At 62.7% G+C, this 15,864-nt stretch carries 16 protein-coding genes; 11 read left to right on the top strand and 5 right to left on the bottom strand.

All coding sequences use genetic code 11. The annotated features are described in order from the left end of the window. Positions 1–11: 11 nt before the first annotated feature. Together BSP239C_RS15695 and BSP239C_RS15690 are read right to left on the bottom strand one after the other, a co-directional pair. Positions 12–356, bottom strand: a complete 345-nt coding sequence (locus BSP239C_RS15695; RefSeq protein WP_101574301.1) for a hypothetical protein — start codon at positions 354–356, stop codon at positions 12–14. After that, complete coding sequence (locus BSP239C_RS15690; protein ID WP_180959064.1) at positions 353–964, bottom strand: transcriptional regulator; 612 nt, start codon at positions 962–964, stop codon at positions 353–355. The genes BSP239C_RS15695 and BSP239C_RS15690 overlap by 4 nt, the downstream gene beginning before the upstream one ends. 93 nt (positions 965–1,057) lie before the next feature. Here BSP239C_RS15690 and BSP239C_RS15685 point away from each other — a divergent pair, with 93 nt between their 5' ends. The 4 genes from BSP239C_RS15685 to BSP239C_RS15670 are packed head-to-tail and all read left to right on the top strand — an operon-like array spanning position 1,058 to position 4,419. Beyond that, positions 1,058–2,182, top strand: coding sequence for a M4 family metallopeptidase (locus tag BSP239C_RS15685; RefSeq protein ID WP_101574299.1), 1,125 nt, complete (start codon positions 1,058–1,060; stop codon positions 2,180–2,182). Beyond that, entirely contained in the window at positions 2,179–2,568 is a 390-nt protein-coding gene (locus tag BSP239C_RS15680; RefSeq protein WP_101574298.1) for a hypothetical protein, read from the top strand. The genes BSP239C_RS15685 and BSP239C_RS15680 overlap by 4 nt, the downstream gene beginning before the upstream one ends. Before the next feature lie 49 nt (positions 2,569–2,617). Continuing rightward, positions 2,618–3,538, top strand: a complete 921-nt coding sequence (locus BSP239C_RS15675; protein ID WP_101574383.1) for a tryptophan 2,3-dioxygenase — start codon at positions 2,618–2,620, stop codon at positions 3,536–3,538. After that, on the top strand, positions 3,505–4,419 hold the full coding sequence (locus tag BSP239C_RS15670) for a PaaX family transcriptional regulator C-terminal domain-containing protein (protein ID WP_308298074.1): 915 nt from the start codon (positions 3,505–3,507) through the stop codon (positions 4,417–4,419). Before BSP239C_RS15675 ends, BSP239C_RS15670 begins: the two co-directional genes overlap by 34 nt. A gap of 15 nt (positions 4,420–4,434) precedes the next feature. On the opposite strand, the gene BSP239C_RS15665 is transcribed toward BSP239C_RS15670, so the two are convergent. Both BSP239C_RS15665 and BSP239C_RS15660 read right to left on the bottom strand, forming a co-directional pair. Continuing rightward, the gene (locus tag BSP239C_RS15665; protein ID WP_101574296.1) at positions 4,435–5,205 is read right to left on the bottom strand and encodes an alpha/beta hydrolase; all 771 of its coding nucleotides are present in this window, start codon (positions 5,203–5,205) and stop codon (positions 4,435–4,437) included. After that, the gene (locus BSP239C_RS15660; RefSeq protein WP_101574295.1) at positions 5,202–5,996 is read right to left on the bottom strand and encodes an SGNH/GDSL hydrolase family protein; all 795 of its coding nucleotides are present in this window, start codon (positions 5,994–5,996) and stop codon (positions 5,202–5,204) included. The genes BSP239C_RS15665 and BSP239C_RS15660 overlap by 4 nt, the downstream gene beginning before the upstream one ends. A gap of 176 nt (positions 5,997–6,172) precedes the next feature. Here BSP239C_RS15660 and BSP239C_RS15655 point away from each other — a divergent pair, with 176 nt between their 5' ends. Continuing rightward, positions 6,173–7,453 (top strand): amidohydrolase, encoded by a 1,281-nt coding sequence (locus BSP239C_RS15655; RefSeq protein WP_101574294.1) that lies wholly within the window; start codon positions 6,173–6,175, stop codon positions 7,451–7,453. Beyond that, positions 7,450–9,192, top strand: a complete 1,743-nt coding sequence (locus BSP239C_RS15650) for a threonine/serine exporter ThrE family protein (protein ID WP_101574293.1) — start codon at positions 7,450–7,452, stop codon at positions 9,190–9,192. Before BSP239C_RS15655 ends, BSP239C_RS15650 begins: the two co-directional genes overlap by 4 nt. Positions 9,193–9,196: 4 nt before the next feature. On the opposite strand, the gene BSP239C_RS15645 is transcribed toward BSP239C_RS15650, so the two are convergent. Then, entirely contained in the window at positions 9,197–9,898 is a 702-nt protein-coding gene (locus BSP239C_RS15645; protein ID WP_101574292.1) for a uracil-DNA glycosylase, read from the bottom strand. A 245-nt stretch (positions 9,899–10,143) separates the two neighbouring features. Between BSP239C_RS15645 and BSP239C_RS15640 the strand changes: the two genes are divergently transcribed. The 5 genes from BSP239C_RS15640 to groL all read left to right on the top strand — a co-directional run bounded on the left by BSP239C_RS15640 (position 10,144) and on the right by groL (position 15,680). Further along, the gene (locus tag BSP239C_RS15640) at positions 10,144–11,610 is read left to right on the top strand and encodes an aldehyde dehydrogenase family protein (protein ID WP_101574291.1); all 1,467 of its coding nucleotides are present in this window, start codon (positions 10,144–10,146) and stop codon (positions 11,608–11,610) included. A gap of 360 nt (positions 11,611–11,970) precedes the next feature. Beyond that, positions 11,971–12,237: a DUF3263 domain-containing protein gene (locus BSP239C_RS15635; protein WP_101574290.1), complete on the top strand. Its 267-nt coding sequence runs from the start codon at positions 11,971–11,973 to the stop codon at positions 12,235–12,237. Positions 12,238–12,239: 2 nt separating this feature from the next. After that, complete coding sequence (locus BSP239C_RS15630) at positions 12,240–12,860, top strand: LytR C-terminal domain-containing protein (RefSeq protein WP_101574289.1); 621 nt, start codon at positions 12,240–12,242, stop codon at positions 12,858–12,860. Between the two features lie 376 nt (positions 12,861–13,236). Beyond that, positions 13,237–13,440, top strand: coding sequence for a cold-shock protein (locus tag BSP239C_RS15625; protein ID WP_009881874.1), 204 nt, complete (start codon positions 13,237–13,239; stop codon positions 13,438–13,440). 602 nt (positions 13,441–14,042) lie between these two features. Further along, positions 14,043–15,680 carry a chaperonin GroEL gene (groL, locus tag BSP239C_RS15620; protein WP_101574288.1) on the top strand — a complete coding sequence of 546 codons (1,638 nt, stop codon included), beginning with the start codon at positions 14,043–14,045 and terminating at the stop codon, positions 15,678–15,680. Positions 15,681–15,864: the final 184 nt, after the last annotated feature.

Below are 15,864 nucleotides of genomic sequence, written 5' to 3'. Positions count from 1 at the left end.
GGAGTCTGAGCTCAGTACGGGAAACCAATGAAGTGCTTCATGTCGTGAGCCTTCGCGTCATCGACTCTGCGGGCGATCTCGTCGGCGCGGGCTGCTGTGGCGCTCGCCGTTCCAGCCGAGTGGTGGAGGGCATGCCTGCGGCCGAGGTTGATCAGCCACGCGCCGAGGCGGACCAGAGCGCGGTCGATTCCGTGGATGGGGTCATCGGAGACTTGTGACTGCGACTGCGTCTGGACCTGTGCGGGAGTCGGGTCGTCAAGGAAGATCTCGCGGGTGATGGTCGTCGTGCGTTCGACGATCCTGCCGGGCCCTCGCTGGAAGTCCGGTGGTCGGATCGGGGTGATGAGGGTGCTCATGATGGTGTTTCCTCTCCATCGGTCAAGGGGAAGGCGTTGAACTGGATCTGCACGGGACGGGATCCGGGATCGTTGCGGCCGCGGTACTTGTCGATGACCGTTGCGACCATGCGGTAGAACTCGTCGGTGATCTCCTTCAGCTGATCGGGCGTCAGACGCACATTGCTCGTGTGCACCTGCGAGACGTCAGCCCATTCGTCGCTCAGCTGATCATCCGTGGTGAGGACTTCGACGAAGTCCTCAAGCGTGCGGGTGCCGTTTCGAGCCCATTCGCGCAGAATGAAGCCAGCCGAGGCGCTCGCCGCCGGGTCTTCCTTCGACGATCGGCGCTGGATGTCGATGGCGCCAGGGGAGCGTTCCCACCACTTCTCGCGTCCGCCGGAGGAACTTTCGACCTGGCGGATCAGGTTGTGGCGGGCGAGCTGACGCAGGTGATAGCTGGTCGATCCCGTCGATTCGCCGAGCCTTTGTGCCAGACTCGTCGCGGTCTGCTTGCCGTGTTTCGTCAGTGCCTCATAGATCTCCACGCGCAGCGGATGGGCGAGCCCCTTGAGTGCTGAGGTTCCCAGGGTCCGAGGATTTGCTCCGGTGTTGATCTCGTTGCTCATAATGCAAAGATACACTTGCAAAGAAAGCTTTGCAAGGAAAAGTTTGCATGAATTTCTCATTCGATGCACGGGCGGAGGTGGCACCCTGGTCATATGAGTCTTCGACATGTCATTCCGCCCTACCTGCTCGATGCGATCGCCGAACGCGGAGGCGAGAAGTTCCCTCGAGCCGCCCGTGCCGCACGCAGTTGTCAGGTTTCCGACGAGTCGTGTCGCAGCCTGCGCGCTGAGGGGCTGCGCTATACGCCGGTGGCCAAGCTCGGTGAGGGAGCGCAGGGCTCCCAGGGTGCGATGCACTCTCAGGTCATCGGTGCCGGCGCTGGAGTCAACCGACTCGTCCACGACGCGCAGGGCACCGAGACCCTGCCCGGAGTCCTCGTTCGCAGCGAGGGGGAGGGGGCGGTGTCCGACGAGCCAGTCAATGAGGCCTATGACGGGCTCGGAGCCTCCTACTCGCTCTTCGCTGAGGCCTTTGAGCGCAACTCACTCGACGGCAAGGGGATGCCCCTCATCGCCAGCGTCCACTACGGCCAGGACTACGACAATGCCTTCTTCGACGGACGCCTCATGGTCTTCGGCGACGGCGACGACGAGGTCTTCGCCGGGTTTACCGGGTCGCTGTCGATCATCGGCCACGAACTCAGCCACGGCGTCATCAGCCACACCGCCGACCTCGAATACCGCGGGCAGCCCGGCGCGCTCAACGAGCACTGCGCCGATGTGTTCGGGGCGTTGACCGAACAACACGATTCCGGGCAGAACGCCGAGGATGCCACCTGGCTCATCGGTGCCGGCATCTTCACCCCCGAGGTCACCGGTAAGGCACTGCGTTCGATGCTCGAGCCCGGCACGGCCTACGACGACGATGTCCTCGGAAGGGATCCGCAGCCTGATCACATGGACCGTTACGTCACCACGGAGTCCGACAACGGCGGGGTCCACCTCAATTCCGGCATCCCCAACCGCGCCTTTGCGCTCGCCGCCACTGCCCTCGGTGGTCCAGCCTGGGAGACCGTGGGGCAGGTGTGGTTCGCAGTGTTGACCGGTCCCGATATCACCACCCGCACCGATTTCGCGGGCTTCGCAGCTCTGACCATCGCCGAGGCGGTTGCGGCCTTCGGCGAGGGTTCCGATGTTCACGACGCGCTCGTCCAAAGCTGGGGCGCGGTCGGGGTCACGCGGGGCGCGAATCGAGGAAACGTGGGGAGCAGCTGGTGAACGAGGACGGCTTGAGCGGCAGTAGCCAGCGTGGTGGTGATGGCGGGTATGGTCACCTCCTCGTCGAACGCAGCGGTGGAATCGGTGGACTCCTGCTCGTGTGGGATCTCGATATCGACTCAAGCGAGCACCGGGACCGGATCGGACCGCAGGTGGCAGAACTTCCGTGGCAGGGTGACTCGAGCTCACAGTCGGCGGCTGCGGGCGCGGAAGCCGGGTCCGGGGCGAGTCCTTCTAGTCAGGCCGACCGGTATGTCTATGCGATCGAAAGTCGCTTCGGCCTGGTGCGCTTCGGCGAGGCCGAGATGCCGGGGGAGTGGAAGAGCCTCGTCGAGCAGGTGCGCGAGATCGCCAATCCCGAACGGCGCCGGCCCGGAGCAGATTGATGTTGCAGGTTAAGTCCGTTCGGACGAATAATGCAATAAGATGATCGTCATGACTCATGATGACTCCACTGCTGCCAAGAACGAACGGGATCTTGAAGAGGGGATCCATACGGACCTGCGGTCGACGATGACCTACAGCTCCTACCTCAGCCTCGACCGCCTGCTGAGCTCCCAGCACCCCGTAAGCGAACCTGTCCACCACGACGAGCTGCTGTTCATCATTCAGCATCAGACCACGGAGCTGTGGTTCAAGCTCGTCATCCACGAACTCCTCGATGCCCGCAGGCTCATTGCCAACGATCAGCTGCAGTCGGCGCTGAAGCGCATCGCACGGGTCAAACACATTCAGAAGACCCTGACGGAGCAGTGGTCGGTTCTCGCGACTCTGACGCCGAGCGAATACGTCGGCTTCCGCGATGAACTCGGCCAATCGTCGGGTTTCCAGTCCTGGCAGTACCGGGCCGTGGAATTCCTCCTCGGTAACAAGAACGCCGGCATGCTCCAGGTCTTCGATGGTGAGCCCGAGGCCCGGGCGCAGCTCGAGACATATCTGCACGAGCCGAGCGTCTACGACGAGTTCCTGCGTGCACTCGCCCGCCGCGGTCTCCCGGTTCCGCAGCGGCTGCTCGACCGAGACGTGTCCGTGGCGCACACCTTCGACGAAGAGCTCCTCGATACCTTCCGGATCATCTACGAGAATCCGCAGGACTACTGGTTGGAATATGAGAGCTGTGAAGAGCTCGTGGACCTGGAGGAGAACTTCCAGTTCTGGCGCTACCGACACATGCGCACGGTGCTGCGGATCATCGGAATGAAGCGAGGCACCGGGGGATCGAGCGGTGTCGGGTTCCTGCAGAAGGCCCTCGACCTCACTTTCTTCCCCGAGCTCTTCGACATCCGCACCGGTATCGAGAACGGCCCCGGGACCGCGAATGGATCAGGAGCCGCGAATGGCTGTCCGGGGCTCTGAGTCCGATCGTCGTTCTCGATCACACTCCCGGCAACCCCACTTCTCTGCTGCGGACCTTCGTCGGACTCCACCTGCGTGACCTGGGCGGGTGGATCCGGGTTGGCGCTCTGCTTGAGCTCCTCGCCACCGCAGAGGTCTCGAACTCCTCTGTCCGCAGTGCCGTGTCGAGGCTCAAGGGCAAGGGCCTGCTCCTTCCCGAGAAGCGGGGAGCCGTGGCCGGTTATCGTTTGGACCCTGCCGCCGTGACTGACCTGGAGCGCGGCGATCGGCGCATCTTCACCTACCGCGGTCAGAGAGATGACGAACCCTGGTGCCTCGTGTCCTACTCCCTGCCCGAGGTGGATCGGCCCAAACGAGTTCAGCTGCGCCGAGAACTCACCGGCCTGGGCTTCGGAGCGGTCACCGACGGGCTGTGGATCGCGCCCGGACATCTGCAAGCTGAGGCTGAGGACGCCCTGGAGACCCTCGGCGTCCGAGAACGAGCGACGATCTTCATCACGCAGACACCGCTGACGGCCGAACCCTTCGCCCAAGCGGCCGCTAAATGGTGGGAACTGGACACCTTGGCCGCTCGACACGAAGAATTCCTCGACCGCTACGACCGCTACGACCGCTACGACGGCTACGACCGCTACGACCGCTACGACGGCTACGACGGCTCAGCACGGCAGTCGGCCTGCGGACCTTGGGAGGCGTTCGTCCTGTGGCTGCGCTGCGTCGATGACTGGAAGACGATCCCCTATGTCGATCCGGGCCTTCCGCCCAGCGCCCTACCCGCAGACTGGCCCGGCATGCGAAGCGTTGCACTCTTCGGACGTCTGCGTGCCGCGTACTCAGAACCTGCACGCGCTCACGTCAGGAATGTCGCCGCCGGCACCTGATGCGCACAGACCGGCTCAGCCCAACAGCGTCTCGACAACCAGCGGAAAGTAAGACGATTCGGGGTCGACGAGGTCCGCATGATCGGCGCCCTCGGCAACGGTGACGCGCGCCGGGAACGTCCGTGAGAATTTGATGTCAACCGTCTCATCCAGGTCCCCGTGGACGATGAGCAGATCCGCCCGAGAGGGAATGAGCAGCACCCGTGAGCGCGGGTCCTCACGCAGATACGGTGCCAGATCCGTCTCCGGCGGCGCACCCATGTAGTCGAGCACCGCGCCGTCACCCAAGCCGTGCGCAACCTCCCGGAACAGATCGGTGATCGGTGCCAGGGGCCGCAGCCGGAAATCGGGGCCGTCCTCGTTCAGATGGCTCGCCCAGGCCAGCACCAGGCAGCCACCGGCGGAGTGGCCGGTCACGACGAGGTTGCTCCGTGCCGCAGCGTTCACGCCCCACTCCTTCAGCGAGCCGCAGGCGAAGGAAATGGCGGCGGTGACGTCGTTAAGACAGTTGGGCTGCCCACCCGAGCGCCGGTATTCGATGAGCACGCACAGCACACCCGCCTCGGCGAGGGCAACGGCCATGGGCCGGGCATGGGCGAGATCGGTGCGCTCACGGAAGTATCCTCCGTGGATGAGGATCACCGTCGCCGAGGCGGTGCTCGGGTTGCCGTGAACCTCAAGGAACTGATCGGGCTCGGGTCCGTAGTCATGCCGGTTGGCGGTCCGCTTCGAACCCAGCTCGGCACCGGCTGCACCGAGAGCTGCGAAGCGTTCGTCCTGACTCATTCGGGTTTGCGCACGGGCGTCAGATCGGGAAGCTTCGCGTCGAGCTGGTCTCCAGAGGACTGACCGCGCAGGCGTCGACCCACCCAGGGGGCGAAGTGCTCACGAGCCCATTTCGACTCCTCGCTGACTGCGCTCCGGATCGGACGCGTCGGTCGCGCCGGCATCGCAAACCCTGTCACGGGCAGGGAGTGTCCGCTTTCCAGGGTGGCCAATGCCTGCTCGGCGACGAGGTCGTGGCCCGCGGGGGAGAGATGGATCCGGTCATCGGCCCAATTGTCGCCCGCGTAGAGCGGGCGCAGACCCCAGACGTCTATCATGTGGCAGCCGTGACGCTGCGCAATCGACCACAGGTGGGAGTTGTAGATACCCACGCGTGGACGCACCGCGCGGATCAGAGGTGAGCTGATCTCCGTGTCGAAGCCGTTGCACATGAGCACCTCGATGCCGGCTTCGCGGAAGGCGACGACGGCGCGTTCGAACTGATCGGCCAGATCATCGATATCGGCCGTCGGGCGCAGACAGTCGTTGCCGCCGGCGCAGAAGCTGACCAAGTCGGGTTTGAGATCGAGGGCCATGGGCACCTGCTCATCGATGATCCGATCGAGGAGTCGGCCGCGAATGGCAAGGTTGGCGTAGGTGAGCTCGGGGCTGCCGATAGGGGAGTCGACGAGTTTGCCGGCAAGACGATCAGCCCAACCCAAGTACCGGTTCTCTTGGTTGGGATCATGGTCCATCAGCCCTTCACTGAACGAATCGCCGATCGCGACATATGACGTGATGGTCTCGAGCATCGGTGTCCCTCTCTCATTGATTCTCTGACTCCGAACTATACTGAACCGGCCTCGTCGAGCTCAGGTGGGACCGCAGCAGATGTGGGCGGCCCTGCGTCGTGACCAGTGCTGATCGCCTGGCGTAGACTCGCATCGAGACGGATCTCGTCCTTGAAGGTCACTGCAAGAGGAGCACAATGTATCGTTCGGTTCCGGTTCCCGAGATCACCGATTTCGCTATCACCAATGCTCGGATTCTGCCCATCGCAGATGCCGACGGCAGACGTGTCGAACCGATCGAATCCGGTACGATCCTGGTCTCGAACGGCACGATCACCTCGGTGGCATCCGGCAACGATACAGCACAGAATCTGCCCACCGGAACGAAGATCATTGATGCTGAGGGACGCTGGGTGCTGCCCGGATTCATCGAAGCCCACGGCCACCTCGGCGTTCATGAAGATGGCGAAGGCTGGTCCGGTGACGACACGAACGAGATGACGAATCCCAACGGTGCCGGCGTGCGTGCCCTCGACGGCATCGACCCGAGCGACCTCGGCTTCAAGGACGCGCTGCGTGGAGGTGTCACCTCGGCGCTCATCAAGCCCGGATCTGGCAATCCGATCGGCGGACGCACCGCCTTCGTCAAAACCTGGGGGCGGATCGTCGACGAGATGCTCGTGACGCAGGACCTGTCCGTGAAGTCCGCACTGGGAGAGAACCCGAAGCGCGTCTACGGCGAGAAGAACGTCACCCCCTCCACACGCATGGGCACCGCGAAGATCTTCCGCGATGCCTTCGTCGATGCACAGAACTACCAGGCGAAACGGGCCCACGCCGAAGCCGAAGGCACACCCTTCGAACGTGACCTCGTGAAAGAGACCCTGGCGGATGTCCTCGACGGCAAGCTCGCCTTCGACCAGCACTGCCACCGCGCCGATGACATCGCCACAGCCATCCGCCTGTCCGAGGAGTTCGGCTACCGCCTTGTCATCAACCATGGCACCGAGGGCCACAAGATCGCTGACTACATTGCCGATAAGGGCATCGACGTCATCCTCGGGCCCCTCATGACCAGCCGGTCGAAGGTCGAGCTGCGCGACCGCACCCTGGCGACCGCGGGTGCACTGGCCAAGGCCGGGGTGCGCATCGCCCTGACCACCGACCACCCCGTCATCCCGATCAACTTCCTCATCCACGAAGCCTCCCTGGCAGTCAAGGAAGGCCTCGACCCTGTCATCGCGCTTGAGGCGCTGACCATCAACCCGGCCGCGATCTTCGGACTCGATGACCGTGTGGGCTCACTCGCCCCGGGCCGCGATGCCGACCTCGTCATCTGGTCCGGTGACCCACTGGACCTGAACTCCCGCGCCGATCAGGTGTTCGTATCCGGCCGCAAGGTCTTTGAATTCGACGCCGCAGCCGGTACTGCCGATGTGGCGGACCCATTCGGCCCGACTCTCATCAGTGAGCCGTGACGGACGACAACACAGAAGAAGCACCCACCGCCGAGGTACCGGTCGACGCCCAGTCGTCGTCCGGACCTGAGCATGGCTTGAACAAGCCAGAAGCCGGATCCGCGGCGCTGCAGGAACTGCTCGAACTCTCCCGTCAGCAGCGGCTCGAAGAGCTGCGTGAAGCACCGACAGGGGCGCTGCCGTCCGAGGGCCTCAGCCCCGCGGGCCCGAAGTCACCGAAGACGACGACGGCCAAGTCGAAGCCGAAGGCCGACCATAAGGGCGCCTCTCAGCGGGTTGCTCAGCGCGTAGCCAGACGCACCGTGGGCCGGCTCGTCTCGGGCACCTCGGTCAACACCCAGCCGGTGCCGATCGTCACGGCGCTCAAAGGCAGTCCGTACAAGGCGCCGGTGCAGGCCAGCGAACCTGGTGAGGAAGAAGCCAGGATGGTCCTCGACCTCGCGGCCGACATCGCTGCGATCATGATGCGCGCCGGCGCGGGCACCTCCGATATCGAGGTCTCCGTCATCGCGGCCTGTGCCGCGTTCGGGCTCACGACCGCCCAGGTGGACCTGACCTCGAACACTCTGACCGTGCACTATTCGACCTCCGATGGCCGTCTCATGACCGTCATGCGCGTCAATCGGGGCGAGTCCATCCACTTCGCGAAACTGGGTTCCGTGCACAAGCTCGTCACCGATCTGGTTGCAGGGAACCTGGGATTCAACGAGGCCAGGAGCCGTCTGGATGCCATCAGGTTCCAGCGTCGGCCCTATCAGGAATGGGTCGTCACCGGCGCCTGGGGAATGATGGTCGGCAGTCTCGTCGTGCTGTTGGGCGGTGGACCGATCGCCGCGGGCCTCGGAATCATCATGTCGATCATGATCAGTCAGGTCGGCAGACTCATCGGCCGCACCGCGTTGCCCAGCTTCTTCATCACCGCACTGCAGGCGGCGATCGCGACACTGGTGGCGATGGTGGCCGGTAACTTCGGCATCATCCAATCACCCCAATTTCTGGTCGCCGCCGGCATCGTCCTGCTCCTGCCCACACAATCCCTGTATTCCTCGGTTCAAGATGCCCTGACGAACTTCCCGCTCACCGCGGCCGGGCGCATGGTGGGCGTGGTCCTGACCCTGGCCGGCATTGTCTCGGGGCTGGCCTTGGGGGTTGTCACCGGCGAGGCGATCGGGCTCGACCCGATCGAAGTTCTGGTGCCGAAGACCAATGTCCACGTCATCTCAGCGATCGTGTCGATGGTGGCCGCGGCTGTCGTAGCCATGGCCGGCGTCATCGCCATGCAGTCGACGAGGCGGTTCATCCTCCCCGCCGCATTCGTCGGTCTCGCCTCCTACATCACGATGACGGCGCTGACGATCATCGCCATCGACAACGTTCTGGCCAGCCTGCTGGCCTCGACCGTGACAGGCTTCCTGGCGCGGCCGCTGTCGCTGCGCTTGGGTGCGCCCGCCATCGTGCTCATGATTCCCGCGATCTACACGCTGCTGCAAGGTCTCTCGATCTTCACCGCCGTCTATCAGATCGTCGCCGAATCGGCGACGACTTCCTTCGCGGTGGGACTGTCCGTGCTGTTCACTGCGATCCTGGCCAATGCGGCACTGGCCGTCGGCGCTGTGCTCGGCAGCTACCTGGCCCGGCCGCTGAAGAACCTCAAGGCAGATGCCGTAGAGAAGAAAGCCGAATCCGCGCGCTCGAACGAATCGACGATTGCCTTGGACACGGTCGAACCCCGCGACTGAGGCATCAGTTCTGGGGCGGGAGGCTCCAGTCGATGGGCGTCAGGCCCTTCTGTTCGAGCAGTTCGTTCGTGCGGGAGAACGGCCGGGATCCGAAGAAGCCTCTGCTGGCTGACAGCGGTGAGGGGTGTGCGGATTCGATGATCGCGACCTCGGAGCGACCTGCTTGCAGCATCGGGGCCAGACTCCGCGCGTCTCGACCCCAGAGAATCGCAACGACCGGCTGATCTCGGTCGACCAGTGCGGCAATCGCCTGTTCGGTGATGGCCTCCCAGCCGCGCTTGCGATGGGAGGCGGCTTCGCCCGGAGCGACGGTGAGCACCCTGTTGAGCAGCATGACTCCCTGCCGCGACCAGGCCTGCAGATCGCCATGGGCGGCAGGAGCGATGCCCAAGTCGGTGTTGAGTTCTTTGAAGATGTTCGTCAGAGACCGGGGGAGCGGACGCACCTCGGGATCGACGGCGAAGGACAAACCGATCGCATGTCCCGGGGTCGGATACGGATCCTGACCGACGATGAGCACCTTCACCTCGGCGAGGGGATCAGCAAAGGCACGGAACACCTTGTCTCCGCTGGGCAGATAACTGCGCCCGGCGGCGACCTCTTCCCGTAGGAAATCGCCCATGGCGTGGATCCGATCGGCCTGGCCGGACAGCGCCTCGGCCCAATCGGGGGACATGATCTTCGTCAGTTCAGCGGTGGACGTCATGGCCGCGATTCTACCGACGAGCGGTGCTTACCACGATCGATGCTTACCACGATCGATGGGCAGTGGCCGCCACGATCGATGGTTGGTGGCTGCCACGATGAGTGGTCGGTCAGGTGCCGATGTGCACATAACGCAGATGAGGTGTGCATCATCGCCTACCGTCCCGACGTTCTGTTCGGACGGGGGCAGGCGATATGCTCGATCAAAGGAGTTCATCGCAGAACTGAGTAGGTGAAAGGATCACAATGTCGCAATTTCCCGAGGCCACGAACTGGAAGATGTTCATCGGCGGAGAATGGGTCGAAGCTGCCGACGGTGACAGGAAAGACGTCATCACCCCCATTGATCGCAACGTTGTGATCGCCACTGTGGCCAATGGCAAGGAAGAAGATGCCGATCGGGCCGTCAAAGCCGCCCGAAAAGCATTCCCCGAATGGGCTGCGCTGCCGTTCAAGGAACGCCAGAAGATGCTCATCCGCTGCGCGGACGCACTGGACGCCGCCTCCGAGGAACTGGCCCAGCTGACCGCGATCGACACCGGCAACGCCATCCGTACCCAAGCGCGACCGGAGACGGTCATCCTGGCCGACCTGTTCCGCTACATGGGCGGAGTCGCCGGTGAGGTAAAGGGCAACACGCTGCCAGCCGGAGACGGACAGCTGCAGTACACGAAGCGTGTGCCGCTGGGCGTCGTCGCGGGAATCCTGCCGTGGAACTCACCGCTGATGATCGCCGCCTTCAAGACCCCGGCCGCGCTGGCCGCCGGCAACACGATCGTCCTCAAATGCGCCGAAGATGCACCGCTGACGATTCTGAAGATGGCCGAACTGCTCGCTGACATCCTTCCAGCGGGCGTCCTCAACGTCGTCACCGGCAAGGGTTCGGTCATCGGCGAGGCCCTCAACGTCCACCCCGACGTCGACAAGGTCTCGTTCACCGGCTCGACGAACGTCGGCCGTCACGTCGCTGAACTGGCAGGCGGCCGCCTCGCCCATTCTTCGATGGAACTCGGCGGCAAGAGCCCGAACATCGTCTTCCCCGACTCCAACGACGACGATACCCTCCAACAGGTGCTGCTCTCGACCCGTTTCGCACGCCAAGGCCAGTCCTGCACGATGGGCTCACGCCTGTTCCTGCACGAGGACATCTACGACGACTTCTTGTCCAAGCTCGTCAATGCTGTATCGAAGATGAAGGTCGGAGACCCTCGCAACGAAGACTCCGACATCGGCTGCATCATCAACGAGAAGCAGTTCAACCAGGTGTCTGACTACATCGAGATGGGCAAGTCGATGGACGGCGTTGAGATCGCCTACGACGGAACTGACTCACTCGAAGTCGGCGAACCCGGTTTCTACCACGCACCCGTCATCTTCTCCAAGGCCAAGAACGAATGGCAGACCAGCCAGGAAGAGATCTTCGGCCCCGTCCTCTCGGTCATTCCATGGAAGGACGTCGACGAGGTCATCGACATGGCCAACGACAGCGAATTCGGCCTCGCCGCGTTCGTCTTCACGAAGAACGTCGATGCCGCACTGACCATGGCCAACCGGATCGAATCCGGCTGGGTCCAGGTCAACCAGGGCGGCGGCCAGCTGGCCGGACAGTCCTACGGTGGGATGAAGACCTCCGGCTTCGGTCGTGAGGCCTCGCTCGAGGGCATGCTCGAAGGCTTTACCCAGATCAAGCAGGTCAACATCCGCATCCGCTGATCAGATCAGATTTGACAGGTGGTCCGCTGAGGACCGCCAGTCGGCACAGCTGACCCACTCTGCGATGGGTGGCTCACCCATTGGGGGAGAGCCACCTTCAGCAGAGTGGGTCAACTGGTTTCCTGCCGGAGTCGGGGGTCGGAGTTGCCAGTTGGGCCACGGATCGGAGTTGCCAGTTGGGCCGCGGATCGGTGCCGTCGGCCGGAGCCACGATCGACAACACCGGCAGTGGCTTTGTGTCGTGTTGTTAGAAGCGAGGAGCCTTGTCGGAAGAGGCAAGACGGCGCGCCGGGAATTTCAGTCCTGTCCTCCGGGCGATAATATAGAGGCAACGATTCTTTTCGAAGGAGCACAACCCCTATGCCGCAGAACCCAGGCACCCCCGAACTGAGCGAGCTCGAGGTGTCCGTTTTGGAGTTCGAGCGGCGGTGGTGGAAATACGGTGGAGCCAAGGACCATGCGATTCGCGAGCGGTTCGACATGTCTGCCACCAGCTACTTCCAGATCCTCAATTCCCTGCTCGACAACCCTGCCGCCCTTGCCAGTGACCCGATGCTGGTCAAACGCTTGCGTCGCATCCGCACCACGCGCCAGAGTGAGCGTGCACAAGCCCGCGTCTCGAGGTAGACATGACTGACGAATTCGACGAGATCGAAACAGGCCGGCGCAGCGGAGCCCATCGACTGGACTCCTCAGCGCAGTCGAATGTCGGTGCTATCGCACTGGTCATCATCCTCGCCCTTGTTGCCGTTCTGCTGGTCGTTGCGGCCATCAACATCATCACTTCGTCGATGAAGGACCCCGAGTCAAACGTCGGCGAATCCGGATCCGATAAGACCGCCTCGGCGAGTCCATCGCCAAGCGAGAGCGAAGTCAGCGTCGCCGATTCCTCATTGAAGGTCGATGTCCTCAACGGTTCCGGAGTCTCCGGAGTCGCGAAGAAGTTCTCCGAGGCAGTGGAGGAGAAGGGGTGGGGCATTGGCCAGGTCGGCAACTACTCGACCGGTTTGAACGTGTCCACGGTCTACTATTCGGACGAAGCGAACAAGGCTCAGGCGAAGATGGTCGCCGATGCGCTCGGCATCGAGGCCACGGAAGCGTCGACGGACTTCGATGCTGACATCACCGTCGTCATCTGCTCGGACATCGCTGAGCGCGGGCCCGAACCCAGCAAGAGCGGTTCGGGCGAAGGCGGCTCGGACGAGGACGGCGAAGAATCCGGCACAGCCGGTGTCACCGACAACAACTGATGCGGTCAGGCAACAGCTGAAGTGGTGGGGCCGGAATCAGCTCTCCTTGATAGCCGAGCGCTTTTCGCACGGCTTCGCGCCGGCCGTCGAAGCGCGGATTCGCGCGGAAGTGAACTCTTCCACGGCAGCTGTATAACGAATCGATAACAGTGTTGAGTGCTCGGGGGACCTGTCCGCCCCTGGGGTAGAGTTGCATCAGCTAGGCAAGCACTGCCCTTGTGTTCTATTCGTACTTCACCGAGATCATTCTCTAGAGGTCAATGAGAGAAATCGCGGGGTCGGTTGAGTTTTACTAGCTTCCGTTGTCCGCAGCGCGGCCAGACCGGTCGCAATGGGGTGACGGAATGTCAATGACACTGCACTGTATGGAGAAGTAATGGCACAAGGTACCGTCAAATGGTTCAACGCCGAAAAGGGCTATGGATTCATCACCCTGGAAGGTAACAACCAGGACGTGTTCGTTCACTGGAGCGCAATCCAGATGGACGGCTACCGCGCTCTCGAAGAGGGCCAGCAGGTTGAGTTCGAAGTTGGAGAAGGACAAAAGGGTCCTCAGGCGGAATCCGTCACCCTCCTCTGAGACTCACGTACGTAAAGTCTTTTGATCCGCTTCGGCGGGATCACGGCCAAGGCCCGAATCCCTCCGAGTGGGGAAAGCGTCAAGCAGGCAACTGCTTGGCGCTTTTCAGTTGTCTGGGGCCGATTGAGGCCCGTATGAGTCAGCGCCCGGGTTGATGCCGAGAGCTCGGGGCAACGGCGAGCATTGTCTCTACCGTCTGAGTCGGATTGAGTTGGTTTGCAACCAACTCAATCCGACTCAGAGTGTGCAATTGCCAGCGGACGAAGGCGCAAACAGAAGGCGCCTCTGCGGACGACCGCTCCTCTGCGGACGACCACTTCACGGACGCCCACCACACGCCCCGGCGGTTTCGCGCTGAGCCGAAACCGCGCCGGTACAGGGATCGGGGACGGTGAGCCACCTCGGCGAGTCCCTCAATATTTGCACTCGCATGGGGAGAGTGCTAAATCTAGTAGTGGTGAAAACCATGGGTTTCTCATCAGTCGTCTCGAGAGCGTTGTCCATATGTGGAATGGAACATGCGGGCATACTCTCTGCCGTCGCGGGCGTTGACGACTGCGCTGGATTCCCACTCCACTCCATCAGGGAGGATCTAAGCCACTATGGCAAAGATGATTGCATTCGACGAAGAAGCTCGTCGGGGACTCGAAGCGGGTCTCAACCAGCTTGCTGACGCGGTCAAGGTAACCCTTGGACCACGCGGCCGCAATGTCGTGCTCGAAAAGCAGTGGGGCGCACCCACCATCACGAACGATGGTGTCTCCATTGCCAAGGAGATCGAACTCGAGGATCCCTACGAGAAGATCGGCGCTGAGCTCGTCAAGGAAGTCGCCAAGAAGACTGACGACGTTGCAGGCGACGGCACCACCACCGCTACCGTTCTGGCTCAGGCTCTCGTTCGCGAAGGCCTGCGCAACGTGGCAGCCGGTGCTGATCCGCTCAGCCTCAAGCGTGGCATCGAGAAGGCTGTTGAAGCCGTCACCGGTGTCCTGCTCGAGAACGCCATCGACATCGAGACCAAGGAACAGATCGCCGCTACCGCCGGTATCTCCGCTGGAGATCCTGCTATCGGTGAACTGATCGCCGAGGCCATCGACAAGGTCGGCAAGGAAGGCGTCGTCACCGTCGAGGAGTCCAACACATTCGGACTCGAGCTCGAACTGACCGAGGGTATGCGCTTCGACAAGGGCTACATCTCCGGTTACTTCGTGACCGACACTGATCGCCAGGAAGCTGTCCTTGAGGATCCTTACATCCTCATCGTCAACTCCAAGATCTCGAACGTGAAGGATCTGCTGCCCGTCCTCGAGAAGGTTCAGCAGTCCAACAAGCCGCTGTTCATCATCGCCGAAGACGTTGAGGGCGAAGCTCTCGCGGTTCTCGTGCTGAACAAGATCCGTGGCACCTTCAAGTCCGTGGCCGTCAAGGCTCCTGGCTTCGGAGACCGCCGCAAGGCTCAGCTGGCCGACATCGCCATCCTCACCGGTGGTCAGGTCGTGTCCGAGGAAGTCGGGCTCAAGCTCGACAACGTGACAACCGAACTGCTGGGCACCGCCCGCAAGGTCGTCATCACCAAGGACGAGACCACCATCGTCGAAGGTGCGGGAGACGCCGAGGAGATTGCAGGCCGGGTCGCACAGATCCGTGCCGAGATCGAGAACTCGGATTCGGACTACGACCGTGAGAAGCTGCAGGAACGTCTGGCCAAACTGGCCGGCGGTGTTGCAGTCATCAAGGCCGGTGCTGCGACCGAGGTCGAGCTCAAGGAAACCAAGCACCGCATCGAAGATGCAGTGCGCAACGCCAAGGCTGCTGTAGAAGAGGGAATCGTCGCCGGTGGCGGCGTCTCGCTCATCCAGGCGGGCAAGACCGCCTTCGCCAACCTCTCACTCGAGGGTGACGAAGCAACCGGTGCCAACATCGTCAAGGTTGCCATCGAAGCTCCGCTGAAGCAGATCGCCACCAACGCCGGCCTCGAAGCCGGTGTGGTTGCCGATAAGGTCGCCAACCTCGAAGCCGGATTCGGCCTCAACGCCGCAACCGGTGAGTACGAGGACCTGTTGGCCGCTGGCATCAACGACCCGGTCAAGGTGACCCGCTCTGCCCTGCAGAACGCCGCCTCGATCGCCGGTCTGTTCCTGACCACCGAGTCGGTTGTCGCCGACAAGCCTGAGAAGGCTGCCGCAGGTGCTGACGCAGCTGCTGCCGGTATGGACGGAATGGGCGGCATGGGCTTCTGATCAGCCCTTTTCGCTCGAAGAGCCGTGCCGGTGCCCGAAAGGGTGCCGGCACGGCTCCCTGTTGCCTCATTGCAATACCTCCGGGAAAGAAACATCGTTGCCTCAGATGAAAACCTCCGGCAACACCGAGTCGTTGCCTCAAATAGGAACCTCCGGAAGGGTCACCCGTTGTTCCAGGCTCGGT

The sequence above is a fragment of the Brevibacterium sp. 239c genome (genome assembly GCF_900169365.1).
Classification (GTDB): Bacteria; Actinomycetota; Actinomycetes; order Actinomycetales; family Brevibacteriaceae; genus Brevibacterium.
Note: the sequence above shows the minus strand (reverse complement) of the source record. Positions and strands in the feature narration are given on the sequence as shown.